Origin of the sequence: Rhodopirellula europaea 6C, from assembly GCF_000338295.1 — a bacterium.
Taxonomy (GTDB): Bacteria; Planctomycetota; Planctomycetia; order Pirellulales; family Pirellulaceae; genus Rhodopirellula; species Rhodopirellula europaea.
Genome location: NZ_ANMO01000089.1, coordinates 1 through 26,223 on the forward strand (window position 1 = coordinate 1; position 26,223 = coordinate 26,223).

A 26,223-nucleotide genomic window follows, 5' to 3' on the forward strand; every position below is an offset into this window, starting at 1 on the left:
CTCACGCAGAGTCCTTGCTAACGCGGCGGATTATGAAGATTGGCAAGATGTCCGAATTTGATGCGATTCCTGATCGTGTTGGGAGGCCGATTCAGAGCCTGAATCGGCTACGACAGGCGATGTGTTCGAGCTTTTGCAGCTTCGGCGATGGATGGTCGCCGTGAAGGCGCTGTGAAGGCACACACGTAGCCGACTTAGGCCTCTAAGTCGGCAATCCTACACACACGCGAACCTCGCTGAGCCTCGATACGGAACTCTCAGCGAATCCGGCTACACGTCCGAGCGTTCTTGCTCGACAGATGCCGTCGTCGGCGGCACCGCGATTGGTCTCGCACTTCTAGCCGCAGACCCGCGTCCCGAAACGACCACAGGACTCCGTCGTTGTCCTGCTTTGGCACCGTTGTCAGCCGTCTTGCGATAGTACCGATTCGTGTGACGTCCATAGCGGTAATAACCGTATCCTTTGTAGCCATCATTGTTGCTGCCTTCATCGGAGGCATTGATCACAACTCCAAGCAGCTTTGCACCCACGTTGCTCAAGATAGAGGCGGCTTCTTTTGCGTTGGGACGACTCTTTCGTCGAACCTTCAGTGCCATCACAACGCCGTCAGTCATGCTGGCCGTGATACTTGGGTCGGTCACCACCAAGAGTGGCGGAGTGTCCAGAATGATGTAGTCATACTCTTCCCGAAGCACGTCCAATAGCTCGCTCATTTCGGGCAACGTTAAAGCTTCGGCAGGGTTCGCTGGGATCGGCCCCGAAGGCATCATTTTCAGCGTGCTGAGAGGCGTGTCATGGGCCGCGTCCACATGTTCACATTTCCCGTTGAGCACATCGACCAAACCAAGCTGATCCGCCATGGCGAAGTTGTCGGTCACCTGCGGCCGGCGAAGGTCGCAGTCGATTATCAAGGTGCGTTTGCCCGACTGAGCGATGCTGCACGCCAAGTTGCCCGCAATGGTAGATTTCCCGTCACCAGGGAGTGGGCTGGTAACCTGAATGATTTTCCCGCCCGGGATGCCAGCCATTTCAAACAGCACCGATGTCCGGCAAGACCGAATAGATTCCGAGGCCACGGAGGACGGAGCATGGACCACCGCCAAGTGTGGGTCCAAGTGTTCAAACGGATTGGACTTGTCGCCCTTCTTGTGCCGCACCCGTCCCTTGAAGAATGGTACGTGTGTCAAAATTGGAGCACCAACGGCGGTGACGATCTCCTCTGGGTCGCGGAACGTGTTGGCGTTCTTTTCCAAGAGCAATGCAAGACCGCAGCCAAGTAATAGGCCCGCCCCCAAACCGATTCCAAGCATCAGCAACATGTTGGGGCCCACTCGATAAGCACGAGTTGGTGCCCGCAGTTCGGTCAGGCGGAGACCACCTTCTTCTTCGGTTAATTCAACGCGAGCCATCTGCTCTTCCAATTGATTGATCAACTCGCGGTTGCGATCAATTTCACGCAACAACGCGGTGTTGTCTTGCTCGAACTTGGCCAGCTTCACCGCCTCGGATTTTTCCGCGTTGACTTGAGCGTCGATCTCGCTGATTTGCTGCCTGAGAAGCTGAACTTCCGCATTCGATGCAGTCAAAATAACCGAGACGGCCTCCATTGCACGTTTCGCGGGATCCACGCCTTCCACTTTGTTCTGCTCCATTAATTCTACGAGGCGTTCGGACTGCTCTTTCACCAAACGCTTCAGTTCGCTCTTCATCATGGTCAGTTCCGCGTCCAACGCCTTGACCGTCGGGTGCTGTTCGCCGAACTCAGCCGCGAACTTGTGTCGCTCAATCATCAGCGGTACGAGTTGCTGGTCGAGCTTGATTTGTGCCAGCTCCTCATCTCCCTCACGAACATTCTGGTTGAAGACTGCTTTTCCAGGGACTTCGAAGGTTTTGCCAATCAGTTGACCAATGATCGATAGTCCGACGATGGGATCTTCCGCCTCATCCGCGATGCTCTGAATGGCTGTTAGTTCGATCGACTTCTGGCGGAGGTGCTCAAAGAGTTCGCTGCGACGTTCAGTCAGATACAACTGGCGTTCGCGATGGGGATTGATGGCCGCTCCGTTTTGATCCCACACCAATGGTGCATTGGTCCGAAACTCACGATAACGTTCTTCCAACTCGGTGAGTTTTGGTTGCAACTGGTCCGTTGCAACCGAAATCAAGCTCATTAGCTCCGAACGTGAGCTTTTGTGGCGGTCCGCAAAGAACTGCTGGAATGAGGCGCTGAATGCGCGAATCGCCGCTTCACAAAGTTCTGGATCGGTGTGTTCAAATGTCATGTTCGCGACAATGGAGGAAGCGCCTCGGACACCTTGCAGATCGGTCTCAAACTCAAGTGCGCCGTTCGCCAAGCCCGCGAATAGATTTGCATTGTTCTCAAATCTGTCGCGAAATGGTCGCATGTTTTCGTCGTTGAAGGTTTTGTTAAGAACGGTGTCGCTGAACAACTGAGACCGCAAAATATCGATGGATGGAACGCCACCCACCACATCACCCGTCATCGTGTCCATCACCGCCGGCCGGTCTGATTCGAACATCAGACGTGTTGCCGATTGGTATGTCTCTGGGGTTTTGACGAAGACGAGAAAACCTGCGACCAACCCGAGGATTGTTGGGATCAGAACGGCCCAGCGATAGCGCCAGATGGCGGCGGCGATATCCGCCGTTTCGTTGGTAGCCTGGTGTGTGGGTTGCCAGCCCGTGTTCATCGCGGGATAGGATCCCTGCGCAGCCAATCCCATCGCACCGGGATTGGGGCTCGGGTAGGAGGCGAATGCTTCCTTGCCACGCGTGGAAGCACCTTGCGAGCGAGAATCAGAAGACGCGTTGGAGGGCAGTTCCATCCGAAATCCGTCATTTAACAAGAGGAGGAGCAGCGGTGAGAATAGAACGTTCCCACCGAAGGGCTATTAAGTGTACGTATCTAGCCTCAGACAGGCTAGGAAAAGAGGGGGGCAAGAAGCGATTTGCGAGGCTGCCGCCCTTACGACCTGAGTGATCAGAATGATCAGACACCGTCTAGGAGTGATCCGAATTCTCGGCGAATCCGGCTACTGAAAGATCGCCTGTCGGGCAATCACAACCCGCCGCGTTAGCAAGGCCGAATTCAATCGCCGAAGCCGGTGTGTAATCCTTGCTTACGCTGCGGGTTATGAGGGTGATACCGGCAGGACGGGCCAACTCCTGCCGGAGCTCAACCCGCCGCGTTAGCAAGGTCGAAGTCGATCGCCGAAGCCGGTGTGTAATCCTTGCTTACGCTGCGGGTTGTGAGGGGGGAGATAAACAGGATGGTTCCAGTCCTGCCGGGGCTCAACCCGCCGCGTCAGCAAGGACACGATCGATTTGTCCTAAGGTTGTAGCTGGAATCGCCAGATTCCAGATTGCTCGAATTGGGAGGTGTTCGAGTCGCTGACGATTCCTAGTGGTGTATTAGAGGCCAATTCAGGGCCTTAATCGGCTACGACGCTTGGGTGTGTGCGAGCAATCGCTGCCTCGGCTATGGAAGGACGCCGCGATGCCGCAGCGAAGGCATGGGCACGTAGCCGACTTAGGCCTCTAAGTCGGTGATCCAGTACACGGCTGAACCTCGCTTCCGAATTCTTAGCGAATCCGGCTACGAGCGGAGGACATCTTGGTAGACCTGCAACGTTCGAGCGACCACCTCGGTCTCGCTAAACCCGTCAACAATGATTTGCCGACTGGCCAGTCCAAACCGACGCCGCATGCCTTCGTCGTTGATCAACGTTTCCATCGCGATCTGCAACGGTTCTGTTACGCGTGGGGGAACCAAAAAACCATTCTCGCCGTCCTCGACAACGCCGCGGCACCCGGGAATATCCGTTCCAATCAGCGGTTTGCCGCAGGCACCCGCTTCCAACAAGACTCGAGGCGTCCCTTCGGCGTACGTGGGCAGCACGACGACATCGGCGTCGTGGAAATGAGGTTCCATGTCATCGATATGGCCAAGATAGGTCACGTCAGCCTTCATCGACTCCAGGTCAGCCGGGCTGAGTGAACTCGGATTACCAGGATAAATATCCCCTGCGACGACCAGTTCAAATTCGCAACCCATCTCTCGCAAGTTTTTGGCAGCCTCCAGCAACTCATACACACCCTTTTCACGAATCAACCTTGATGCAAAGAGGAGTCGGCATGGACCGGGCCTTCTTGCTTCATCTCGTGGTCGAAACCGTTTGCAATCAGCTCCCGATCCACGGATCAGCTCCGTATTCGATTGCTCAACCAATTTTGATTGCAGAAAAAAGTCTCGGTCGCCGGTATTCTGGAAAATCACACGGGTCTGTTTGCCTCCGAGAGCATGTCGATACATCGGACGGATGAGATTGCGGATGCCTCGATTGATCACACCATCATCAGTGAAGATGTGCCCGAGTCCGGTGACGGCCTGGACCGTCGGGATACCCATTTGCCGCGCAACCAAACCGCCGTAGAGCACGCACTTGATCGTGAAATGGTGCACCAAGTCAGGGCGCAGTTCTTGGTACAGCGTTCGGACACGGTTCAAGGCAGCTAAGTTGCTCAGTGGGTTCTTACTGCCGCCACTCAGATCAAGTTCTCGCCAAGCGAATTCTGTCGCCAACCGATCGGTGTAATGCCCCGCAGGCGAAACCATGGTGACTTGGTGCCCCTGTGACTTGAGTTCACGCGCCAGTCCACCACGGAAGTTGTAAAGGTACCAATCTGTGTTGGCAAAGAGCACGATGGATTTTGAGCGATTAGACCTTTCCTCGGATGGCCTTTTCGTACCGTCGCAATATGGTCGGCTGTGAATGGGATTTGAAATTGGCGGTCACATCATGGTGAGGCAGGGGACGATAGCCAAGTCATCGACTGAGGGCCATCGCGATGTATTCGCGAAGCGTGTAGGTGTTCATCATCATAGCTCGGTGTCCCGGAATGAAATCTTTCGTCCGGGCTCGCCAGTCGCGTTTACGATTCAGATTGCAGAGAAAACCGCATGGGATTGGCACCGCATCAACACCAGATTGTTTCGCCAGGCGGAGCACCCGGGGAAGATGCCACGCAGAGCTGACGATTCCGACCGGCTCTCCTGCGGAAATGGCGCTGACCGCCATCATTTCTTCCGCTGTATTGCACCCACCGATCTTCTCTATGATTGAATCGGGCACACCGAGTTCTAGCAAGATGATACGAGATTGTTCCGCTTCGTCAGTCGCAAACCGACTGTTGTCAGCTTTACGAATCCCCGAGCAATAGATTCGTTTCGCTTTGCCGCAATGAAACAGTCGAGCGGCCATCACGACCCGGTCGCCGTTTTCGTTTACCTGTAAACCGCCGGCATCTGTTTCACCAGTCGCTCCACCCAGCAATATGACACGTTCGAAAACTGGACCCTGAAGCGGATTCATCTCGCGGAACTGCTTCTCGAGAGTCCCCGCCAACCAGTCCGCACCCATGCGATTGCCATAGACGAAGATCGCCGCCAGCGTCGCGGCCAACAGCACCCAGGCAGTCAAATGTGACTTTCTTTCCAGCTTTGGAACATCAGGACAGCCCAAAGCTGATGTTCGTTTTCCTGTTTGCCCGACAGATGAGCGTTCCACAAGCGATGGACTGCATCGACATCGAAATGTCGGTCTGCCGACAGCCGGTCTCGATCTAAAAGATTAGCTGACCAATCCCGTAAAGGGCCTCGCAGCCAACGTGAAAGCGGAATCGAAAAGCCCATCTTCGGCCGTTCCATCATCTCCTTGGGAACATGGCGATGAACAATTTGTTTGAGTGCCCACTTTCCATCGCCATTGCGAATCTTCATCGAAAGCGGCATTCGCCAAGCGTGTTCGACCAATCGATGATCCAAGAGTGGAACTCTGGATTCCAAGCTCGTCGCCATGGTTGCCCGGTCGACTTTGGCCAAGATGTCGCCTGGCAAGTAACTCACCATGTCCAAGAACATCATCAACTCTTCAAACTGCATGCTATCGATCAAATCGTTTGATTCCGATAGCCGATCTTTTGGTTCTTGACCACCTCGGAGCAAACTCAGCGGCTGCTGGTTGACAGATGCAAGACGTTGATAGAGATCAATTGGTGAGTTTGAATGCAAGACTCCCGCTAGCTTATGAAGCTTGACACCCGGCAAAGCAAATTCGCCACGTCGTCCACGCAAAAAAGAGAATCGCTTGTAAAGTTGGTCCCACTGCGTCGCTGAAACGCTCTGGATGGCGTGGGCCAGCATTTTGCGAGACCAAACGGGAGCTCGTCTGATTCGGGACCAAAGACTGCCGGCCCGGAAATGTCTGTTGTATCCTCCGAACAACTCGTCGCCTCCATCGCCCGACAGTGCCACCGTCACATGTTGCCGGGTCATATTCGCGACAAGGTAAGTTGGGATTTGGGATGCGTCAGCAAACGGCTCGCAAAACATCTCCCCCAGTTTTGGAATGACTTCCAATGCATCCTCGGGCGATAGTATCCACTCGGTGTGATCCGTCCCCAGGTATTCGGCGACTGCGCGAGCGTGATCGGCTTCGTTATAGAGTGGATCCTGCTGACCGATCGAAAAAGTTCGAACGGGTTGATTTACCGAAGCCGCCATCATCGCCACGACCAAGGTTGAGTCGTAACCGCCGGACAAGAAAGCTCCCAGGGGAACATCCGCAACCATCCGTGATGCCACCGATTGCCGGATTTGGTCCTCCAACCCGTCGAGAAGTTGCTGCTCGGAACCAACCAATGGATTTGCGAGTGACTGCTCGATTACCTGTTGTGCATCCCAGTAAAGATGCGATTCCGCGAGCTCAGCATGCCCCTCACCGAGATGGAAAATCAGATGTTGACCCGGTTCAAGTTTGCGGATTCCCTGGTAAATCGACCTAGGAGCGGCAACATAGTTGTAGCGAAGATATGAAGTGAGGGCTTCGTCATCGATAGGATTGGAGAAGCCTTGAATGCAAGTGAGTGCCTTCAACTCGGAAGCAAACGCAAAAACGGGTTCGGCCGTTCCTTGCACCTCGCCGTAGTAAAGTGGTTTCTCTCCCAGCCGGTCGATGGCTAAGTGAAGTTGTTTGCGATGGGTGTCGTAGACGGCAAACGCGAACATGCCATTGAGCAACGAAAGCGTTTCGCAAACACCCAGCTTGGCAATGGTCTCCAGCAACACCTCCGTGTCCGACTCGGTGCGAAAAGGGTGTCCCGACAACTTCGCGCGTAGTTCCCGGAAATTATAAATCTCGCCATTGAAAACAATGACGTAGCGTTCGCATCGCGAACGCATCGGTTGCGCGCTGACGACTCGCGGATCGATGATGGACAAACGTCGGTGGCCGAGCGAGAGGACGCTGTCGTCGCTAGTCCATGTCGCCCCGCCATCGGGGCCACGATGAATCAGCCGATCCGTCATCTCGGCAATTCGGTCAGCCGAGCGGAGTCCAACGAGGCCAGTGACGCCACACATCAGCTTGCTTGTCCCCGGAAGCTGATTGATCTTCCCAAGCGGCAAACCACTCCACTTTTGTGGCGTTGGGACCTGGGCAATCCGAATTTCGCAAACGAGCTCATCGGCAAATCAACGAATCAAAAATCGATTCATACGCATCTGCTGCAACCGGGAGTGAATAGCGTTCCACCGCCGTTTGGCGAGCCAACGTTCCCATGCGTGCTCGCAAGTCACCATCAGAAAGAAGTTGATCGAGTGGCTCTGCCCAATTTTCATTGTGTGCCAAAAAGCCGTTTTCGCCATCGGTGACGACTTCCTCGTTCATTCCAATTGCGGAACTGACCGTGGCAATCCCGACCGCCTGGTACTGAATCAACTTGAACGCACATTTTCCTCGCGACCAATCTTGGTTGGATAGCGGCATCAGACCAACTTCAAATGATTGGAGTATTTCGATTTCCCGTTCGGGGCTCCAACGTTCGAAGCTCGCACCAAGCTTGTTGAGCAGCCCATCGTTTTGGACATCGCTGCAAAGACAAAATTCAAAGTCATGCTTTTTTCGAAGCTCGGTGATCGCAGGAACCAACTGTTCCAAGAAACGAAGGTTGGTTGCGGTCCCCATCCATCCGATCCGGATCGGTCGATCGGTATGACTCGAAATCGGCACGTATCGGTCGGTATCAATGCAGGTCGGAATGACCGAAACAGGAGTGTCTGCCTTGACGTGGCTGGCTAACCATTGATTTCCTGCTACGACATGAGCAGAACGATCAAATATTCGGTTCAGTGCCGACCGGCGTGATCGGCTTTCACGCAGGTAGGGGTCCATGAAGATCGCATCGTCAAAATCAAACACGATCTTGTTGTTGCGTCCGCAAAGGATCGATTCTGGCGTTCCCCAGGTCGGAATCGCCAAGCGTTGCAGGAGCACGGGGCTATCGGACGGAAGCATTGCGGTGGTCACGGCACGCTTGGCTCGACACGCGAAGCGATAAAGCTTTCGCAGATGCCAAGCTGGAATGCTTTGGTCGAAGACGCCATAGCCATAGATGGATCTAGTTTGCCACCCGCGCTGGCACAGCAGGGATGCCACAGGATCCACTCGAAATCTCGTGGTTGGCGCAAGGGTGCCATCGCTAACAAATGTTACCCGTTTTGGACTTAGTTCAGACAATAGAAAAGGAATTGAGAGAGATTGAAGAAGAAGTTGCTTTTACCGAACTTTTCAGCCGGTTGGCGTTGGCCACGGTTCCGGCCCTGTGGTCCGAATGGGCGTCGAATGATGCAACTAAGCACGTGAGCAGGAGTCCTTGGGCTTGATCGCGTAGCGGCGTCTCTTCGAGACGCTGTCATTTGCGAGTCTCAGAGAGACTCGCCTAAGTGAGGTTCTACCCGATCATTCCTGCCGAACTGCTTAATAGCGACTGCCGGACGGGAATCCAAACAACCATGTTTCGTACGGTAGATAGGCCAGCTGAAAAATCCAAGACTTCTGAGTCCAAACTGCAAACATCAATAGCAATCCGATGTAGGGTGCGGCACAATAAAATCTTCGGTAGCGATCGGTCTGCAACAAGTAAGGCATGCGAGTGAAAATAGTCAATTCAATCGGAATTAAGTAGTACCCAAAACGGTCAGCAATCACGGTGGAAGCAAGTATGACAGGAACAACAGTCAGCATAATCAAACTACCAATGCTGACCAATTTAAATTCGTCGGGATAAAGTTGACGCCAGGTTCCTTTTAGCTTCCATTGAAAGAACAGTCCTGTTGCTAGCAATATCCCCACTCGAAAGACTGCACCCGCTGCTTCCGTATTGGATTCGATGTAGCGGGACTGCATCACTTCCGCGCTACGTGTGCTCGCCAAAGCAACAACCCCGGGAATTGCCAAAAGCCCGGAGAGGATCAACCGGTTGCGCGTATATTGGCCTCCGACGAGCGGCACGAGCAGCAGGAACACCAAGATGCTGTTGTGGAACGATGCACCAAACAGAATCAGGGTCACGAATAAAACCGTTTTCTTTTCGGAGAAGGCGATGTAGGCGAAACATAGCATCCCAATTCCCATCGCCTGCCGCACCGCCGACATCGGCATGTTCACGATCAAAATCGGGAAGGAAAGTACTAGAAACCCCAACGGGTCGGGTTGTCGTTTCGCGATCGTGTGCAGCCCCGCGAAGAAAACTAGTGAAGAAAACACATTGACCCAGGGATATGACCATCCCATCTCAAGGATGAATTGATTGAGTATCCAATATCCCGGCTCACTTCGTGTCGATGCCTCGAGGTAACTCGACCAACGCTGGATATTGAAAATGTTCAAGTAGCCGGTCCAGTCCGGACCAACCTCAAAACGAAACGCGCTGAAAAGAAACAACGCCACTAGTAGGCAACGATAAGCAAGCCGATTAGCCGCTGTCGCAGTTCCGGAAAAATACCGCAACGCGAGCATAGCACTGAAGAGCAATACGTAGATCATCGGCGGTTACCTAAGATCCACTTCGCGCGGATGTCAAGTTGACGATTGAAAAAGCGGACAGCTGGTGATTCGAAGGTCGAGTGATAGACGCACCCTGCGATCATGCACGCCGCTGCAGTCAACCCAAACGCGCCCCCCAGCGACGACTCAAAGCGATGGAGGAGTCGCAGCGATACCGCCATCACTGGAAGGTGCACTAAATAAATCGAATAGGACGCATTTCCTAAGTAAACCAGCGCCCCCGGGGACTCGTATTCGAGCTGAAGTTCATTCGTGACGATCAAATGAAGTAGGAATGCAATCGCCAACCCAAAGATCCACGACTCCGACCGCTCCGCACCTAGAAAACACCACACACCGAGCATGATTGCGGCACCTAGAATACAGCGAATAGGTCGCATAGACTTATCGTGTGCGATTAGGCGGGCGACGAAAAACCCGAACACGAATTCTAAGTTGATTGGAGAAAGGAATTGGTCCAGTACTGGGGATTCAAAATCAACATTGCTGGCAACCATCGAAAGAACGATCATTGACGCCCAGACAATGAATCCCTTTTCCAATTTACCGATCCTCAAGCACACGGCGAAGAATAAATAGAACATTATCTCGTGCTTAAGCGTCCATGCAACGCTGAGCGCCGGTGGCAGCTCCGTTGGTATCAGAGTCACTGTCGTTAGCCACCCCCAACTCCGAGCACTGTTAGATAAGCCGGGCAACATTGTGTATGCGACGGCCATAGCCACGCCGACCGGCAGATAGGGCGTGAAAATGCGATTGATCCGCATCCACGCGAATCGAATAAAAGTGGTTTCTCGCTTCGAATTTATCGTTGAGTAACATATAATGAAGCCGGACAGAACGAAGAAGAAATCAACTCCTAAATAGCCGAAGTGGAAGACTTGGAAAAAGCGAGGTTCATCAACGCCGAGGAGGGGTGGCGCATCCACCGCTAAGTGGTGGAGCAACACAGCGACTGCCGCCACCGCCCGGCCGACTTGCAGGCTGTAAATTTGTCTCGTTTTGCCGGTCGTCGTAACGCAGTTGCCATTTCGAGTAGCATCCGGTCGATCAGCGTTTCCCGCAACTATCATTTCAGACGCAACTGCGAAATAGAGAACGAGGTAAAAGTGGAAGACGTCTCATCCTCTTTCGTTCGCCCCATCCAAGTGACGATCAGCAACGATCTCATGGTAGATTTCGCGATAATGACGGGTTCCCGCCTCCAGAGAAAAGACTCGTTCAGCCGCGGAGCGACAGCGTTTTGAAAGCTCAGGGTCCGCTCTTAGATTCATAAGATGTCGCCACGCAGCAAGCATCGCTTCCGGTGTCTCATTTTCTACGATAACACCAACGCGATGTTCTCTAACAATCGAGGCGACGTCGCCGACTCCCTCGTTGGCCACCACTGGGATACCACAGCCAAGGATTTCAGCCATTCTTGTTGGAGAACGCCCCAGCTCAGATGTTTCGCCGCCCGCGTAGAACATGACCGATGTAGTCTGGCGCTGGACGGTCCTGGGCATGTCCTGCGGTGTGCGAGCAAAGATTTGGAGGCGTGCACCGAGCGTATTCGCTGGATCGATTGCATGGCGGACTTGTTCCGCGTCATCACGGGTAACGATCTCAAACAATGCGGAGTCGTCTTGCTCAGAAGCAACCTGGAGAAACTGTCGAAGCCATTCCGTTCGGAACCAACCGCTCAAGACAGTGCCAATGCAGGAGAAGATGGGGGGACCGAGGGGTGGAGAGAGCGGTGGCGTAAAACGGTCAAGGTCGGCACAGGTGGGAATTACCACAATACTTTGACCATCAAGTTCATCAGGGTATCTTTTCTTCAAGTAGATCACCGCTGCCTGTGTCAAAGTAACCACGGTATCGGCCCGTTTTAAACAAGTCCGTTCGGCCCAGACAATTGCATGGTGGATCCACGAATTACGCCTCAGCCTACCAGCCGTAATCATTTCTTCTGGCCACAATGCTCGCATATCAAAGATGTAGGGGGTCCCCGTCAGTCGCCGCGTGATCATCGCCACAAACGCGGGAATGTAGCTGCGAGCATGGATTAATTCCGCGTTTCCACGACGTACCTCCCTTAAGCACAACCAAAGGAAAGTCATCATGCTCCAACCCGGAGCTAGTATCTTGGGCCGATAGTGAAACCGTTGCGGTAACCATCGAATTCCCTTCAAAGCACAATCCGCCCTCACTCTCGCCACCGCCTCCGTATCCGCCCAATCCTCCGGCTTCTCGAAACTGATCAGCGTGATCTGATAGTCCGTTGAAAGCCCCCGCAAATACGAAAGAACCTGGGATTGTCCCAGTGGTTCCAGCATTCCATTGCGGGTAATGTAGAGCGTCGGGGTCATAGCAGTCCGAAGGCGTCCAGGTAATGATTGGCTGCAAAGGATGGCAAGAAGTCACGCGCTCGCTTCCTAAGCGCTTCTTCATCATGTTGCCTGGCGAGTGAAGCGTCCATTGCCGCTGCAAGGGCCGGTGCGTCACCGACGGGGGTCAGCTCTCCCCAGCGGCCATCTTCCAAAATCTCTGCCGGTCCGGCGGGGCAGTTCGTCGACACCACGGGGGTACCAGATGCGAGCGACTCAACGATCACATTGCCAAACCCTTCGAAGTCTGACGACAGAACAAACAGATCCGCAGTCTGATAAAAGGCCGTTGGATCCGAATGGAAACCAGCAAAAATAACGCGGTCTGCAACTCCAAGTTGATTGCTGAGTTCCTGCAGTTCCGAACGCAATTCACCGTCACCAAGAAGGAGCACCTCCGTTCCCGCGGTCGCCATCATCGAAAACGCCCGAAGAAGTAGTTCATGATTCTTGACTTTTTTCAGCGTCCCCACCGTGATGATGCGGCCGCCCTTGGGGACAGACCAGAACGCACTCGCTTTCGCTAACTCATCGGGCGTAGTCGCTGCACTTGGTGGGATCGGGTTGTTGATCACGCGAAATCGGTTCACCGGCATACCTGACAGCTTGGCCATGTCTCGTGCCACACCAGACGAAACACCAACGCGTTCGTGTGCCATGCGATAACCAGCAGCAGTAGACGAACGCAAGCCCAAGCGGTGCGTACTCCCCCAACTCCGGTATTGTGCCGAAAGAATTCCGTGTTCGGAAACAACCACACGAGTTCCGGTGTTAAGGGCAGCAAGCGGTGCAATTGCGGTCAACGGCCACATTGCCGAGCAAAGCACCGCTGGCTTGCGTGTTCGCAGATATCGCCGAAGAGCAACGGGCACCGATCGCATACGGTTGCATGCGAGATCAACCACGGGAAAGTCGCGTTTCGCTTCCTCCAGCAAGTCTCCGCGAGCTTGAGCAAGAACAAACTCAACGTCATATCCAAGGCTTCGAAATTCCTTAGCCAACGTGAGCCGTATCCGTTCAACACCACCTCCCCTCAAATCAGGAGTCAGGAGTGCAATGGTATTAGATGCCTTCATCACACCCAGCCAAAAAACGAAATAAAAGAAGTACGCATCGTTTGACTTAATCAGCAATGCTCGCAACGTAAGCTCCATGCCGAAACTTCATCGCTTCAAGATCATGCTGTGGAAATTTCTCCCGCACCGGGTTTATGCGGAAACGCAACCACGCCGTGTACCCCAGGCAACCAAACACCTCCCAGTCCCTTCGAATCCTCTGTCTCTAGACATTGGAATTCCATGCCACCTTATTGTTTTTGTCCAACATCTCTGTTCGGAATCCGAGCGCATTCAGCCTCAACGTCAGAGGACAATCTAAATCTTCACGCGAAAGATCCTCAAAGATAAGACACCTTGTTTTCGCAAGAGCCTCTTCACCGCCTTGAATAACACGTTCTTCGACACCCTCGACATCGATCTTCATGACCTTGATTTCCTCTAGACCGCAACAGACTTCATCTAGTGTCTTCGTCGTTATCAAGTGCGTTTGCTCAGTCGCTATCGAAGACTGACTGTTAATTAAGCTCGCTTGGCCATACTTGCCGCCTGGCAATTGCACAGGCACTTCCAAACCCGAAACTTCTGCCAGTCCTGATTCAATGACCTCCACGTTTGCAAGCTCATTCAACACAATATTCTTTCTCAGCTGCACGAGGGTCGGCGGCATCATCTCGACCGCGAGGACACGTCCGGATTCTCCAACGAGTCGACCTCCCAGCACCGAATAGCACCCAATGTTCGCACCAACATCGACAAAAATATCGCCTGGCCCAAGCTCCTCGTTCAATAGGTTGCTGATTGCCTGTTCGCGCATAGGAGCAACATGCCACAGGTCATCGCAAAACGCGCGGACTTCAAAAAGCCCCAAGGACTGAACGGATAGAGTAGCAGAGCGAACGAGAACGGGATCACGCCAGACACGAACATCCCGAACTGAATCTGCGAAGGAGAAAATCGCAGAAGTGTATAGTGACAGACAGTCTCGCACGGACAAGCCACGCATGTTGCGAAGAATATCGAACCATCTCCTCAATCGGGTAACGTAATGCAGCCCTGGCGTCAATACCCACTTCAGTGTGTTCCACATATATTCAATCTATCCTAACTGAGTGAGCGAATTCGATAATCGCTTCAGATTAACATGCAGATTTGCTCTGCCCAGACACTTTGCATCATTGGATCCCGCATCACAATCAAGCAGCGAGTGCCGGACGCCAGCCGCTAAAGCAAGACTTTGGAAGCACTGGTTCCAAGTTGTCTTGCCCTCGATCGGCGATCGGCGAAACTCCAAAACGCTTGTACCAGGATGCATAAACAGCAGATTTGTTAGTCCTGCTCCATGGATTCCCACGAGTGCCTTGGTCTCAAAGAACATTCTAACTTGATCATCGAAGCTTAGATTCTCCGTGTGCACGATCTCAAATCCTTCATCGCGCATGAAACCCTGTACCTCTCGCTCATTCTCAACACGACGCATTTGCGCAAATTGACGACTGATGTAAACCCGTCTGTGTGGAACTACATTAAAACGGTCCAACTGTGACGAATTCCAGACCCAGTTTCTTAAACTCTCCATCGTCTGCGGATCAAAAATCTTGTAGGCCGGATTTGGCACTACCAAGGCTTTCGGGATCTTCGCATTTGAGTTAGCTGGTATGAACGCGATTTCGTGCCGGCCACGTAACATTTCGAGACATTGATGGGCGAACCCTGGGTAGTCTTCCGGAACTAAAATTGTTAACGGCCGAGATGCCTCATCGTGGAGTTGCAGCAGACGGACCAGGGACTCGACAATCCAGTGATGGTAGCCGCGAGACCAATGATTGTGCACGAATGAGTAGGTTCTCTTGTCGTCGAGGCTTACCGTCTTCGACAGGAGACGCTTGGCCATTGCGTATCGATAGAAATGTCCTGTTGGGTGGTTCGGCCACACGGATCCTGCAAGAAGACGCAGCGGCCACTTCAGGGCAACTCCAGATCGGCTCAGGAAAACATTCTTATGTAATTCAACGGTTCGTTGTGAAGTCGCTATCTGCATCTTACAAGTTACTCGTCATGCGATTGAACCGGCGAAAACCGCTCAACTCGAAGCAATTGACCAGATCTGCTATCTGCAAAAATCGAAACGCTCTTGGACCTAGCCATCTCTATTTGCTCGATCGACTTAACAACCGAGCGGGTGGGATCAACAGAGAAGCGAACCGTGCCATGCCTGCGATCGGTCCCTTGTGGTAATGAAGAGAATAGAACAAGCACAATACCAAACTCTCCAAGTAGTGAAGCAGGCTTTTAGCCGCTGGTTTGATCTCGAGAAGTGCCAACGAAAACAGAAACGTTCGCGCGGCGTGTCGACCATAGCGAAAAGCAGCGAAGGAACGGTATTGACTTGAAATCCCAATAGTGATTGCACGCTTGGAAGCCATCGCGGCTAAACGTTGCTGGCATTGGGGCATTGAAGACCAAACTCCCCCTCCGTGTCGTCTATAAGATCCTCTGTTGCCTTCAATCTTGTACGCATTGCCATATTCAGAAAGCATCGAGAAAATGTAGTTATCTTCGTTCGTAATAGAAAAGTACTGCCTGACGAAGCGGATAGGACGATTGACGAACATTGCAGATAGGGTGGGGATCTGCTTGCCACCAATAATGTCTTCCGCAGTGTAGACGGGCGTTTCCGCCACTGCTCGGTCGAGAAGTGAACCCGAGATTAATTTACCATCCTCGTCAACCATGTCAGTGTCGTGAAAGCAAATTGCGTACTCTTGGTTTTCAGCTAGAAATTTGGCTTGATCTTGCAGTTTCCGTGAACAGTTCCAGAAATCATCGCCTTCACAGAAGGCGATATAGTCACCTTTGGACTGTGCAATTAGCCTTGGGAACGCTCTTTCTCCCTTTGAATACTGGTTGACCTCTTGGCAGATGCACTTGATGAGGTGAGGGTATTGTTCCGCGTAGCGCCTGACTATCTGGCTGGTGCCATCGGTCGAGGCGTCGTCGTGTATTAAGATCTCAACACGAAAATCTGTTTCCTGCGTAAGAATCCCTGCGATACACTGTTCGATAAACTTGCGATGGTTATATGTAATGCAACACACCGATACTTTAGGGCGTTCCGATTTATAGGTGTTTTGTTGAACTAGAGGTAGTGAGTTTGGCATAAAAACAGTAAAGATGCTTGAAGGTTCGGCAAAACGGCGTCATGTATTGCAAGCTTTGGATTGCGGGGACCTAATGCGATCGATGAATGTGCACCAAGGCCTTTTCGAATACGCCTGCAGCACTTTTGCGATTGTCATCGCTAATCGAATTCGAAGATGAAATTGGTCTCGCATCGCACTGATATTTTGAGAAGTTGCGATTCTAAGAAGTTGATTTCTCTGTTGGTGAAAACTAGGTGCTCATCGCGCGAGATATCACTGCCTTGCTAACTCGCGTTGGTTTCGGTGAAGAAACGACTTGGCGATTGTCCAACCCGGCGGTTCTTACGGCTGAAAAGGGGAAATCTAAAATGCGATAGGTCGCCCCAGATCAATCTACGACCTTTAACTAGGCCGTGAAGCGACTTGTCTTACTGTGCGGATTTGATTAGGGAGAAGAATTAAACCTATCCCAGCATAAGAAACAATGCCTATCGCAACTAAGAGAGGAAGTCGGGCTGCGTCAACAAGATCAATTTGGTGATCTAGCGACTTGATAATTGCTGCCATTATTCCTCCAGTCAGCACGACTGGCAGCACATCCGCAAGTTGTTTTTGAAACCCGTAATTCAAGTGTTTGCCTGTGTAGAACGAATTAATCGCGAAACCAACGCAATTAAAGAAAATGTGGCTGTAGGCAATGCCCATCACGCCAAACGAAGCTCCGACAACTAAACTGGCTATGCCGATTACTTTCTTGATCACCTCCAGACGAAAGAACAGGTCTGAATGTCCGGTTGCCTTCAAGAGATTTAGATTGATTATATGCAGCGGCCAGAATAGACCAGCGATACAGAGCACTTCCAAAATTGGGGCAGCGGAAAGCCATTGCTTTCCGAAAACCACCAATACAAAAGGATCAGCAACCGCCGCCAGGCCCAATAACGCTGGCACCGAAATCATCGTGATAGATTGAACCGCAATTTGCGCTCCACGCCGAAGCTTTGCCGGCTTGGCATTCGCGGCAGAGAACAGTGGAAACGCAACCCGTGAAAGGATGTTGGTCAAAATCCCTACCGGCATTTGCTGGGTCGTGTTGGCTCGGTTATAGAAACCCAGTTCTCTCACACCAAAGAATCTACCTATCAGGACTGCGTAACCTTTGGTGTAGACGGCATCCATAAGCCCGGAGGCGAGCAGGTAGCCACCAAAGCGAAAGAATCGCCGGAGAGAATTGGTTTTGAACACAAAGCGGGGGCGCCATGAATGGAGCATCCAGAGCAAGCCGGTTGACGATGCAGTGCCTGAAAGCGTCATGCCAACGAGTGACCACACACCAAAATTCCATAAAGCCATCGAAATACCTACAACGCCAGAGCTGATCGAAGCAATCAGCCCAACCTTCATCAGCGTTCGAAACTCAAGTCTTTTTGTCAGCAGCGTCGAATGAATGGAGCCGAGACTAGTCAACCAAATATTTCCAGCGAGTAAATACGTGATCGGTGTGAGTGATGGGACCTCGTAGAATGAAGAAATTGAGGGTGCGGCAGTGATCAAAAGCAGGCAGATCACGAGTCCCATAGACAGGTTAAACCAGAATATTGTTGACTCGTCATCGTGACTCACATTCTGGCTTTGGATCAACGCCGACGAGAATCCGCAATCGGTAAAGATAGTCGCGACAGCCAAAAAAATTGCGAGAAGCGCTACGGTCCCGAATTCTGCTGGCGACAACAGTCTCGCCATTACAATTGAGACAGCGAACGTCACACTCTGTCTTATGAGAATGTCCATCCCGCTCCAAAGGACCGCGGAGCGTGCAGTTTTCACTATAGACAATCTAGAAAGCCAGGTTACACTTCCAATAGGTCAACTTCGAACCACGCATTACGGCATCCAATGGAAGCGGTCGCCGGTGAAGTTGGTGTTTTCGGGGATTGAGGCGTTTTTTATTTTGATGCAAGTTTTCGATGGAAGTTCTGCGGTTTTGGCGGCAATATCTTCGCACAGTCGAAGAGCAAGCATTCAAATCGAATTCTAGAGCTCTTTCCTGGTCACGGCACTTGACGCGTCGATTTGTTTCAATTGGGTCCGCAGGTCTTGATTTCTTTTGCCAATCTTTTTGCTGGGAACGCCGACATTGATTGTCCAGGGATCTAGGTTCGTTTTAGCCAATGAATGCGCTCCTAATACGGATCCTTCAGACAGGATTACGCCTGGAAGGACCGTGCTATTCGTATATATGACAACATGTTCTTCCACGCAAACTGACCCGCAAGTTTGATGTGTTTTCAAGGCATTCGGAATAGTGGGGTTGGTCAGCGTCGCGCCCGTGTGATCATCAGACTCAGTGAAGATGGAAACACGTGACGATATATTCGCGTAGTCTGCAATGGTAATGCCGAATTTTCCATAGAAGGAGGAGAACGCGCCCACATGTACGTACGAACCAATTTCGATGTATTTGCCGGCGCTCAAAATGCTGAAGTCGTCTACTCGCACATTGCTCCCGAGTCGAATCGATTGCGGGTTGTAAAGTCTTGCATACCGACTTATTAGCACGTTACTCCCGAAATCTGCCAGCCCGATGGATTCTAATTCGGAATTAGTCAGAAAGGATCGTTCACGATCTTGGGAGTAATTCATTGGATTGCGGGGAGCTCAACAACCAAGGGTGGAAATAGAGGTGTATAGATTTGTTTGACTCTGAACTGGGGTGCTTCGTGATAGCGTGTGAAAATGCTGGTTACCTTCCCAAAACGGCTGCGGCCACACGTTCGATGTCGAATTCGCTGGTGCCGTGTGAAAGTGGCAAGCATAGGACACGTTCGGCGATACTCTCCGCCACCGGCAAGGAATGCTCACCTGTTAAATTAGGAAAAGCTCGGTGTAGAGCTGGGAAGAAATATCGTCTTGGATAAATCTCCTCTTTTCGCATGATTCTCATTGCCCTCAGAAGGTGTTTTTCGGAAGAGAACAAAACGGGGAAGTAAGCGTGGTTTTCGGTCGCCCCGGTTACAGGTGCTAATAGCTGCACACGGTCTTCCGCTGTAAACAAGCGTTCACGATAGGCTTCACAGGTCTTCCTTCGGTGCTCGATGATTCCATCCATATGATCAAGCACACATAGTCCCATTGCAGCGTGAAGCTCCGACATTTTTGCGTTGATTCCTACGCCATGGAACGCGTCATTGCCCCGATGCCCGAATCGCCGATGCCATTCCACTTGCTCATGTAATTCCGGATCATTAGCTACCAGCAGGCCTCCCTCGCCGGTGTGAAACAACTTGGTCGCATGCAAGCTGATCATTGAGATGTCGCCAGACTTTGGAAGCGGCTGATTTAGATAGTCCACGGCGAAGGCGTGAGCGGCGTCATAGATTACACGTAAGTCGTACCGCTTGGCGATTGCTTCGATTGCTACCACATCGCAGGGCCGACCATAAACATGAGTGACCAAAATGGCGGAGGTGCGGGACGTGATGGCCTGTTCGATTTTTGTGGGATCGATCGTCAGCCTCTCGGAGTCGATGTCGACAAAGACAGGCTGCAGGCCCAACCATAAAAGGCTGGAAAGGGTCGAGATATAAGAAAACGGAGTCGTAATAACCTCTCCATTCAGTTTCAGAGCTCGAATCGACAACTGCAGTCCAGCATCGCCGTTGCTGACCAACAGGCAGCGATCTATCTGCAATCGTTCACAAAGTCTTTTCTCGAGCAGCTGGACCAGCTGTCCGTTGTTGGTCAGTTGTCCGGTTTTCCATATTGTGGCAAGGCGAGCAACGTATTCTTCCTGGGGTGGTAGGAAGGACTTTGTAACGTGAAGCGGTATATTCATCAGTTCAAATTTCAATGGCCGACAATAGACATATTCGCATGCTTCTCCAACAGTTCTTTCGTGCACGCGTGAACGGCATGGGGGTATACTGCAAAGAAAGAGCGGTTGTTAGTTGCGAATTTTCGTCATTCGTATTCCGTATATCGATCCTTCTTCCATGGCTACGGCAGCAGAAGATTACTGGCCCAAGGCTTGTTTTCGTTGTGCCAGTCGACACAGGCGGTCAAACCCGTTTCGAGGTCGGTTTGGGGGTGCCAGTCGAGCAATTGATTGGCTTTGCTGATGTCAGCTTGGGTGAGCTTGATGTCGGCTTTGTGAAAGGTCTTGTGCTCGAGCTTGGCCTTTTTGCCGACTCGCTCTTCTAGACCGGCGATGACGGTGTTGAGGGAGACCGGTTGGCCTCCGCCACCGAGGTTGATGACCTCGAACCCAACCGGACGGATCGCGGCGATGGTGCCGCGGGCGATGTCATCGACGTAGGTGAAGTCGCGGGCTTGCTCGCCGTCGCCGAATAACTCAATCGGGGTTCCTTCGTCGATCCATTTGATGAACCGGAATATGCACATGTCCGGCCGGCCGGCCGGGCCATAAACCGTGAAGTAACGGCAGATGGAAACGTCGATGCCGTAGAGATGGTGATAGGCATGGGCCATCATCTCGGCTGACTTTTTTGAGGCGGCGTAAGGCGAGATCGGTGTGTTTACAGGAAGCGATTCGCTGAAGGGCATGGGTTGGCCGGCGTACAGCGACGAGGTCGATGCAAGGACGTATTTTTGAATGCCGTGTTTCTGCATTTGGTCCAGCAGATTGAGCGAGCCCATCGCGTTGGTCGTCATGTAGACGTGCGGGTTTTCCATGCTGTATCGAACCCCCGCACGAGCGGCGAGGTTGATGACGGCATCAAAGTCGTGTTCGTCAAACACTGCGTCCAACAATTTCCGGTCTTCGATGTCACCTCGCACGAACTGGAAGTTCTCATATTCCAGTTTCTCGAGACGGTGTTCTTTCAATCGCACGTCGTAGTAGTCATTGACATTGTCGATGCCGACGACGGAGTGGCCTGCGTCCAGTAGCTGGGCGGCGACTCGGTTGGCAATGAATCCGGCGACACCGGTGACGAGGTATTTCATGAGAGGCGAGAGGCGAGAGGCGAGAGGCGAGAGGCGAGTTGCGAGAGGCGAGTTGCGAGTTGCGAGTTGCGAGTTGCGAGTTGCTAGTTGCTAGTTGCTAGTTGCTAGTTGCTAGTTGCTAGTTGCTAGTTGCTAGTTGCTAGTTGCTAGTTGCTAGTTGCGTTACCAGTTTCTGGAGTCTTCGTTTTGGCACGCCTGCAGAATTCTTTGGAACTCTCGCAAGTAGCGCGTGGGATATTTTCGCAGGTGCTGGACGACCATCGCGATCTTTGCTTCGTCCATTTGTTTGACGGCCTCACCGAGGTGGTATCGGTCTTTGTCGCGATTGGCGACGAGTTTCATCAATACCCATCCGGTCAGGTTGGCGTAGCCCAACCCTGAGGATACGCCCAGTTCTTCTGGTTCCGGAATCGGCGGTGCGTCTTCCGCGTCGCGGGGCGAGTTTTTTCCGGCAGGCAGGCACTCGATCGATACTTCGCCTTCGACATCATCCATGACGAATCGGTGCCATCCATTGTCCGAGCGATTGATCCATCGAAATCCGGCGGTTTCAGCAGCACATCCGAACTCATCCGATCGCCCGCTTGGGATCACAAGGTCGATGTCGAGCGTGGTCACACCGGTCTGGTGCTGGATGCCGGCCAAGCCACCTGCGACGGCGATTGGCATTCGCAATTGCCTCGCGATACCGTCAATTTGACGAAGTGCGCGAGTGAAACGATTGGTGTGGCCCGGGCTCATGGCGTCAAGGCTGCTGAGATATCTGTCGAGATGTTCGGTGGCTATTGGCAAGGAACTGCGAAAGGCTGGCTAGCAGAGTCAGGTTAAGTGAGGCGGGCAGTTGGGGTGGGAGCTTTGAAAAGAGGCCAGAGGCGAGAGGCGAGATCGCTTCGCTTCGAGTGGCGAGGGGACGGATTTTCTCGTTTCTCGTTTCTCGTTTCTAGTGGCTAGTGGCTAGTGGCTAGTGGCTAGTGGCTAGTGGCTAGTGGCTAGTGGCTAGTGGCTAGCTTTCAAAACTCGCCACTCTTTCCAAGTATTCGCCATAGTCGTTGCGGTAGGATTGGGCGAGGGTTTTGAGTTGGGCCGAATCGATGAAGCCTTGCTCGTAGGCGATTTCTTCAAGGCAGGCGATTTTGAGGCCTTGGCGTTTTTCGACCGCGGCGACAAAGTTGCATGCGTCCAGGAGGCTGTCTTTTGTGCCTGTATCGAGCCAGGCAAATCCGCGTGAGAAGAGTTCAACATTGAGGTCGCCGCGCTTGAGGTAAGCGTCGTTGACGGCGGTGATCTCGAGTTCACCTCGCGGTGATGGTTTGAGCTTGGCGGCAATGTCGACGACGTCGTTGTCGTAGAAATAAAGGCCAGGGACCGCGTAGTTTGACTTTGGTTGTTCTGGCTTCTCTTCGATGCTGATTGCTTTACCGTTTTTGTCGAACTCGACGACACCATAAGCGGTCGGGTCGGTGACTCGGTAACCGAATACGGTTGCACCTGACTCGCACTGCGTTGCATTGGCGAGAATCTTGCGGAACCCTTGACCGTAAAAAATGTTGTCCCCCAGGACCAAGGCAACTTGGTCTTCTCCAATGAAGTCCGCCCCAATGATGAAGGCTTGTGCAAGTCCTTCCGGTTTGGGTTGTTCGGCGTAAGTGAAATTCAGGCCGAGTTCGTTGCCATCCCCAAACAGGCGCTTGAAGGCGGGCAGGTCGTGGGGAGTCGAGATGATCAGGATATCCCGGATACCCGCCAACATCAGCGTGCTGAGCGGGTAGTAGATCATAGGTTTGTCGTACACCGGAATCAGCTGCTTGCTGACTGCACGCGTGATCGGATGAAGTCGCGTTCCGGATCCACCAGCGAGGATGATGCCTTTTCGCGGCGGGACGCCGCGAGTTGCGAGAGACGAGTTGCTAGTTGCTAGGGACAGTGGGGAGGAAGTTGCGAGTTGCGAGTTGCGAGTTGCGAGGGCGAGTTGCGAGGGGCGAGGGGCGAGGGGCGAGGGGCGAGGGGCGAGGGGCGAGGGGCGAGGGGCGAGGGGCTCGCTATTTGTTCCGGTGCCTTCGGATGAGAGCACCGAGAATTCTGCCAATCTGTTGGGCTTCGTCTGCCCAGCTCGTTGCAGTTTCTTTGGGGAGGAAGCCGGCCTGGATGCCGATGAGGATCTGTGTTCTCAATTCACCCGCCGATCCTTTCGCGATCGTCAGGAATCGAGCAATTTCTTTGTCGCTATCTCGTTCGTAGCCTTCGGCAATGTTTGATGGGATCGAGAGTCCGCTTCGTGTGAGTTGATCACGAAAACCGAAATCTCGAAGGTCTTTTGTTTCTTGATAGAGCGTTACGGAAAGCCTTGCTGCACGTTTCCAAACGTCGAGGTTCTCGTAAGACATTGCTAAACAGTTGCGAGTGACGAGACGCGAGCGACGAGTGGGCGATATTTACTGAGTGGTCTCCAATAAGTGGTTTTTACTCGCTACTCGTCGCTCGATGCTCGCCACTGATCGAGCGAAGCGACGATTGCATCTTCGACGTTTCGCATTTGGATTCCGGTGGCGAGAAGTTTGCTGTTGTCCATCACGCAATTGGAGCGTGGAGTCTTGGCGGCGATCTGCATGAACTCGGCTTCGCTTTCGAAAAAGTCGTACTTCTTTTCCGGTAGCAGGTGTTCTTGTATCAGCTCGGTCACACGTTTGGTGGTCACGCTGCCGGTGTTCGTGACGTTGTAAGTTCCAAACGGGACCCGTTTTGTCCAGCAGGCAATGCAGGCGGACACAAAATCATCCAGGTGCGAGATGGAGTTCTCTGCCTGAAGCAGGCGCTCGTATCGAACTAGTTTGGAAAGGTAGTTGCGGGGTGAGTCCTGATGATTGAATGGGATTCGCAGTCGCCAAACAAAGGTGTTTTCAGCGTCCTCAAGGACTTCTTCGCCCAGAGCTTTGGTGCCTGAATACCAGCTGCAGTTATTGGTGCGGAACGAAAAGTTCGGTGAGTCCGCTTCGGTAAAACCTTGTCCGTCGTCGCGGCGACCGGTGTAGATGCAACCGGATGAGACGTGGCCCCACGGAATGCCGGTGTGTTCGCAGGCGGAACGCACGGTTCCTGGGAGGATGGCGTTGCCATCGAGGCATTCCGATTTATGCAGTTCGCAAGCGTCGACATTGGGTTTGCCCGTGTAGCCCGCGGAATTGATTAGGAAGGTCGCTTTGGTTTCGCGGATCACTTCGATCAGTGTGTCGAGGTCGGTGTAGTCGTGTTGTGCTCGCGAGAGAGCACGGTAGGGCATCTCAAGTTGGTCGAGGCGTTTTTGAAATGCGCCGCCAACGTAGCCGGTGGAACCGAGGAGAAGGATCATGTTGCGAGAGGCGAGAGGCGAGGGGCTAGTTGCTAGTTGCTAGTTGCTAGTTGCTAGTTGCTAGTTGCTAGGACGTTCCTAGGCGATCGAGCTGATAGTCGCCGGAGAGGATGTCTTGCCACCAGGTTTGGTTGTCGAGGTACCACTGGACGGTCTTGCGGAAACCGCTTTCGAAGTTTTCTTGTGGTTCCCAGCCGAGTTCGCGCTTGATCTTGCTGGCGTCGATCGCGTAGCGGAGGTCGTGGCCGGGGCGGTCGGTGACAAACGAAATGAGTTGCGAGTGGCGAGTTGCGAGTTGCGAGGGTGGAGCTTGGTTGTTGTTCCCCCTCACCCTAGCCCTCTCCCCCGTGCCCGGGGGCGAGGGGACTTTTTGACTCGTTGCTCGTAACTCGTTGCTCTCGCCCCGAGAGGCGAGCTCGTCCATGAGGTTGCAGATGAGGTGGACGAGGTCGATGTTGCGTTGTTCATTGTTGCCGCCGATGTTGTAGGTCTCGCCGGGTGCGCCTTTTTCAATGACCTTGAGCAACGCTCGGCAGTGGTCTTCGACGTACAGCCAGTCGCGGATGTTTTCGCCTTTGCCATAGACGGGGATCGGTTCGCCTCGCAGACACTTGAGGATCACGACTGGGATCAGCTTTTCAGGGAATTGATACGGGCCGTAGTTGTTGCTGCAGTTGGTGACCATGACGGGCAACCCGTATGTGTCCTGCCAGGCTCGGGCGAGGTGGTCGGAGGACGCTTTGCTGGCGGAGTACGGGGAATGGGGATCGTACGGAGTCGTTTCACTGAACAGGCCTTCCTCGCCGAGGCTGCCGTAGACCTCGTCGGTGGAGACGTGCAGGAAGCGAAAACGGTCTTTGGCATCGCCATCAAGTGAGCGGTAGTGTTTGAGGCTGGATTGCAGCAGGTTGAACGTGCCGATGACGTTGGTTTGGATGAACTGACCGGGGCCATCAATGCTGCGATCGACGTGGCTCTCGGCGGCCAAGTGCATGACAGCATCAGGTTGGTAGTCGGCGACGGTGGCGTCGATCGCATCGGCGTTGGTGATGTCGACGTGGGCGAATTGGTAGTTGGGGGCTGACTCGATGTCAGAGAGCGATGCGAGGTTGCCGGCGTATGTCAGGGCGTCGACGTTAAGGACTTGGTGGCCGGCTGTCAGGGCCATGCGGACGAGGTTGCTGCCGATGAAGCCTGCGCCGCCGGTGATGAGGAGTTTCATAGGATATAAGTGGGAAAGAGACGCAGGTGAGGAGGGCGACAAAGGGCCTTTGTCGCCTACAGCGTTGGAGGGCGACGAAGGGCCTTCGTCGCCTACAGGTTGTGGGAAGTTTGGGGCGGTGGGGGGTGGTGGGGATGACAGGCTGGAAAGCTATCCCACACTTAGGCTTGGTGAGTCGGTGGTGTTTTGGGGTGGCGAC

20 protein-coding genes are annotated in these 26,223 nt (G+C 53.1%); all 20 read right to left on the reverse strand.

Features of this window, described 5'->3' with window-relative positions:
* Positions 1 to 270 precede the first annotated feature (270 nt).
* The 20 genes from RE6C_RS07255 to rfbB all read right to left on the reverse strand — a co-directional run bounded on the left by RE6C_RS07255 (position 271) and on the right by rfbB (position 26,024).
* Positions 271 to 2,847 carry a polysaccharide biosynthesis tyrosine autokinase gene (locus tag RE6C_RS07255; RefSeq protein ID WP_008655200.1) on the reverse strand — a complete coding sequence of 859 codons (2,577 nt, stop codon included), beginning with the start codon at positions 2,845 to 2,847 and terminating at the stop codon, positions 271 to 273.
* A 770-nt stretch (positions 2,848 to 3,617) separates the two neighbouring features.
* Positions 3,618 to 4,724, reverse strand: a complete 1,107-nt coding sequence (locus tag RE6C_RS07260; RefSeq protein WP_008655202.1) for a glycosyltransferase family 4 protein — start codon at positions 4,722 to 4,724, stop codon at positions 3,618 to 3,620.
* 124 nt (positions 4,725 to 4,848) lie between these two features.
* Positions 4,849 to 5,502, reverse strand: coding sequence for a YdcF family protein (locus tag RE6C_RS07265; RefSeq protein ID WP_144054687.1), 654 nt, complete (start codon positions 5,500 to 5,502; stop codon positions 4,849 to 4,851).
* The gene (gene asnB, locus RE6C_RS07270) at positions 5,499 to 7,442 is read right to left on the reverse strand and encodes an asparagine synthase (glutamine-hydrolyzing) (RefSeq protein WP_039961467.1); all 1,944 of its coding nucleotides are present in this window, start codon (positions 7,440 to 7,442) and stop codon (positions 5,499 to 5,501) included. Before asnB ends, RE6C_RS07265 begins: the two co-directional genes overlap by 4 nt.
* A gap of 100 nt (positions 7,443 to 7,542) precedes the next feature.
* Entirely contained in the window at positions 7,543 to 8,517 is a 975-nt protein-coding gene (locus tag RE6C_RS07275; protein ID WP_008655208.1) for a glycosyltransferase family 4 protein, read from the reverse strand.
* A gap of 321 nt (positions 8,518 to 8,838) precedes the next feature.
* On the reverse strand, positions 8,839 to 9,906 hold the full coding sequence (locus RE6C_RS07280) for an EpsG family protein (protein ID WP_039961461.1): 1,068 nt from the start codon (positions 9,904 to 9,906) through the stop codon (positions 8,839 to 8,841).
* Positions 9,903 to 11,000, reverse strand: a complete 1,098-nt coding sequence (locus tag RE6C_RS07285; protein WP_008655211.1) for an acyltransferase family protein — start codon at positions 10,998 to 11,000, stop codon at positions 9,903 to 9,905. The genes RE6C_RS07280 and RE6C_RS07285 overlap by 4 nt, the downstream gene beginning before the upstream one ends.
* A 48-nt stretch (positions 11,001 to 11,048) precedes the next feature.
* Positions 11,049 to 12,275, reverse strand: coding sequence for a glycosyltransferase (locus RE6C_RS07290; RefSeq protein ID WP_008655212.1), 1,227 nt, complete (start codon positions 12,273 to 12,275; stop codon positions 11,049 to 11,051).
* The gene (locus tag RE6C_RS07295; protein WP_008655213.1) at positions 12,272 to 13,447 is read right to left on the reverse strand and encodes a glycosyltransferase; all 1,176 of its coding nucleotides are present in this window, start codon (positions 13,445 to 13,447) and stop codon (positions 12,272 to 12,274) included. The genes RE6C_RS07290 and RE6C_RS07295 overlap by 4 nt, the downstream gene beginning before the upstream one ends.
* A gap of 127 nt (positions 13,448 to 13,574) precedes the next feature.
* On the reverse strand, positions 13,575 to 14,438 hold the full coding sequence (locus RE6C_RS07300) for an FkbM family methyltransferase (protein WP_008655215.1): 864 nt from the start codon (positions 14,436 to 14,438) through the stop codon (positions 13,575 to 13,577).
* 9 nt (positions 14,439 to 14,447) lie between these two features.
* A complete protein-coding gene (locus RE6C_RS07305) occupies positions 14,448 to 15,242 on the reverse strand; it encodes a glycosyltransferase family 61 protein (protein WP_039961462.1) in 795 nt (264 codons plus the stop codon).
* Between the two features lie 256 nt (positions 15,243 to 15,498).
* Positions 15,499 to 16,509, reverse strand: coding sequence for a glycosyltransferase (locus RE6C_RS07310; RefSeq protein WP_008655218.1), 1,011 nt, complete (start codon positions 16,507 to 16,509; stop codon positions 15,499 to 15,501).
* 384 nt (positions 16,510 to 16,893) lie between these two features.
* On the reverse strand, positions 16,894 to 18,282 hold the full coding sequence (locus tag RE6C_RS07315) for a lipopolysaccharide biosynthesis protein (protein WP_052034930.1): 1,389 nt from the start codon (positions 18,280 to 18,282) through the stop codon (positions 16,894 to 16,896).
* 952 nt (positions 18,283 to 19,234) lie between these two features.
* Positions 19,235 to 20,326 carry a DegT/DnrJ/EryC1/StrS family aminotransferase gene (locus tag RE6C_RS07325; protein ID WP_039961464.1) on the reverse strand — a complete coding sequence of 364 codons (1,092 nt, stop codon included), beginning with the start codon at positions 20,324 to 20,326 and terminating at the stop codon, positions 19,235 to 19,237.
* 161 nt (positions 20,327 to 20,487) lie between these two features.
* Positions 20,488 to 21,456, reverse strand: coding sequence for an NAD-dependent epimerase/dehydratase family protein (locus RE6C_RS07330; RefSeq protein WP_008655225.1), 969 nt, complete (start codon positions 21,454 to 21,456; stop codon positions 20,488 to 20,490).
* Positions 21,457 to 21,618: 162 nt separating this feature from the next.
* Positions 21,619 to 22,125, reverse strand: coding sequence for a hypothetical protein (locus tag RE6C_RS07335; protein WP_039961474.1), 507 nt, complete (start codon positions 22,123 to 22,125; stop codon positions 21,619 to 21,621).
* A gap of 334 nt (positions 22,126 to 22,459) precedes the next feature.
* Positions 22,460 to 23,380: a glucose-1-phosphate thymidylyltransferase RfbA gene (gene rfbA / locus RE6C_RS07340; RefSeq protein WP_052034931.1), complete on the reverse strand. Its 921-nt coding sequence runs from the start codon at positions 23,378 to 23,380 to the stop codon at positions 22,460 to 22,462.
* 115 nt (positions 23,381 to 23,495) lie between these two features.
* Positions 23,496 to 23,840 carry a four helix bundle protein gene (locus tag RE6C_RS07345; RefSeq protein WP_007333932.1) on the reverse strand — a complete coding sequence of 115 codons (345 nt, stop codon included), beginning with the start codon at positions 23,838 to 23,840 and terminating at the stop codon, positions 23,496 to 23,498.
* An 83-nt stretch (positions 23,841 to 23,923) separates the two neighbouring features.
* Entirely contained in the window at positions 23,924 to 24,802 is an 879-nt protein-coding gene (locus RE6C_RS07350; protein ID WP_008655232.1) for a sugar nucleotide-binding protein, read from the reverse strand.
* Positions 24,803 to 24,869: 67 nt separating this feature from the next.
* Positions 24,870 to 26,024 carry a dTDP-glucose 4,6-dehydratase gene (rfbB, locus tag RE6C_RS07355; protein ID WP_008655239.1) on the reverse strand — a complete coding sequence of 385 codons (1,155 nt, stop codon included), beginning with the start codon at positions 26,022 to 26,024 and terminating at the stop codon, positions 24,870 to 24,872.
* Positions 26,025 to 26,223: the final 199 nt, after the last annotated feature.